The organism is Microcoleus sp. D2_18a_B4 (genome assembly GCF_036702475.1).
Lineage (GTDB): Bacteria > Cyanobacteriota > Cyanobacteriia > Cyanobacteriales > Microcoleaceae > Microcoleus.
Map to the genome: position 1 here is coordinate 1 of NZ_JAUBTL010000140.1, position 1,852 is coordinate 1,852.

A 1,852-nucleotide genomic window follows, 5' to 3' on the forward strand; every position below is an offset into this window, starting at 1 on the left:
AGGGGCGATATTTAGGGAATAGTTTCAGAATTAGTTTATCTCAAATGATGTCTACTTGACAATTAGGGTGATCGCCCTTTTGGAATAAGTCAAAACGTGCGATCGCTTTTTGGCTATTTTTGGCTATATGGAAAGGGATCTCGGTCTTGTCGATGGACAGGGGCGATCGCTTTTTGGGAATGGAGAAGGCGATTGCTAAATCAGTTAGGAATGCGAGCTCGTTGAGCAAATTCAATTAAACTTCAGTAAAATAAGACAGAGCCATCTGAGCCTCCCAATCTAACTCACCATGCAAACTTTAACATTTGACAGCATCTTAGACGCGATCGAAACATTGTCTGTAGACGAACAAACCAATCTGCTTGTCATCATGCACCGCAGACTTAGCGATCGCCGTCGCACCGAAATTGCCGCTAATATCGCACAAGGAAAGCAAGATTATCAATCTGGCAACGTCTTTCGAGGTACAGTTGATGAAGCGATCGCGGAGTTAAACAGTTGAAAAATTATCACCTTTGCTCCCTCATTTAAACGTGCCTACAAAGCCCTCATCCGCAAACACCCGGAACTACAGTCCAAAGTTGAAGCTGTCTTGAGAGTTTTGGCAGAAAACTCTTTTGAACCATCACTGCAAACACACAAACTCAAAGGTCAATTAGCTGGCTCTTGGGCTTGTACAGTGGAATATGACTGTCGGATTGTATTTGATTTTGTTAAAAATCCAGAGTTGGGAGATGAATAAATTCTCTTGCTAGACATTGGCAGTCATGATGAGGTGTATTGAAAATGCTTGCTTATGCGATCGCCTGTTTATATCTGCCACAGTCGAGGGCGATCGCCTCGATGATCGCATCGGGCCACCCATTCAACTCCCCTCCCTTCATGTCCCCCCCTTCTTAAGGCTATGGCTTACTCACATCTTTCTTAACAAAGGCGCTCCGGCTTCAGCCGGAGCGACCTCCGGGCGCTGGCTGCCTTGGAGTAGGATTGACAACCAGGAACCGAATCAAGTAAGCCTCAAATTACGGTATCAGAGGCAAGTGAGGAACTATGACGGCAGAATGGGCAGTAGCAGAACTACAATTTGCTTGTTTAGGCGATCGGCGTCGCCAGAAAAGACTGGTGCGAATTGTCTCCGACTTAGCCTCACAGCCCCATGCTACGGTGCCACAAGCATCAGGGGATTGGGCAGCCACTCAAGGGGCTTATGACTTTTGGTCATCTCCACGAGTCTCGTCAGAGGCGATCGCCCGTGCCCACCAAAGAAGTACCTGAGAACGAATCAAAGTACACCCAATAGTTCTGGCGATTCAGGACACCACAGAACTGAATTTCACCCACCACAAGAGCAAGAAAGGAATGGGACACGCTCGATAGTGCCACCAGTCGGGGCCTGAAAGTTCACTCAGTATTTTGTAGCTCGGCTCAAGGAGTACCATTAGGAGTGTTGCACCAACAAGTATGGGCGCGAGATCCTGCGACTATTGGTAAGAAGCATTCCAGAAATCACACCGAAACCAAAGACAAAGAAAGCCAGCGTTGGTTAACAGCTCTTGATGGGACCCAGAAGGTGATGCCAGAATCGATTACTGTACTAACGGTAGCCGATCGCGAAGCCGACATCTCTGACTTTTTAGCGACTCAAAGACCTGAGAATTCTCAGTTGTTAATTCGCGCCTATCACAACCGTCAAGTCAAGAATGCTGATGGTACAAAAGAAATAGAGCGACTACAAACGGCGATCGCCTCTGCACCGCTTGCGGGACAACTGAGCCTGGAATTGCGAGCTAATCCGCAGCGCTCAGCTCGTAAAGCGACTCTGAACCTGCTGGCTACAACCGTCGAAATTCTA

The 1,852-nt window shown here is 47.6% G+C and carries 3 protein-coding genes and 1 pseudogene; all 4 read left to right on the forward strand.

Annotation, left to right across the window (positions count from 1 at the left end; translation table 11 throughout):
- Positions 1–289 precede the first annotated feature (289 nt).
- Positions 290–502 (forward strand): hypothetical protein, encoded by a 213-nt coding sequence (locus QUB04_RS32340; protein ID WP_333290744.1) that lies wholly within the window; start codon positions 290–292, stop codon positions 500–502.
- 6 nt (positions 503–508) lie between these two features.
- Positions 509–742 (forward strand): type II toxin-antitoxin system mRNA interferase toxin, RelE/StbE family, encoded by a 234-nt coding sequence (locus tag QUB04_RS32345; RefSeq protein WP_333290746.1) that lies wholly within the window; start codon positions 509–511, stop codon positions 740–742.
- 308 nt (positions 743–1,050) lie between these two features.
- Entirely contained in the window at positions 1,051–1,275 is a 225-nt protein-coding gene (locus QUB04_RS32350; RefSeq protein ID WP_333290745.1) for an IS4/Tn5 family transposase DNA-binding protein, read from the forward strand.
- Positions 1,276–1,444: 169 nt separating this feature from the next.
- Positions 1,445–1,852, forward strand: a pseudogene (locus QUB04_RS32355) (IS4 family transposase); the annotation flags it as partial.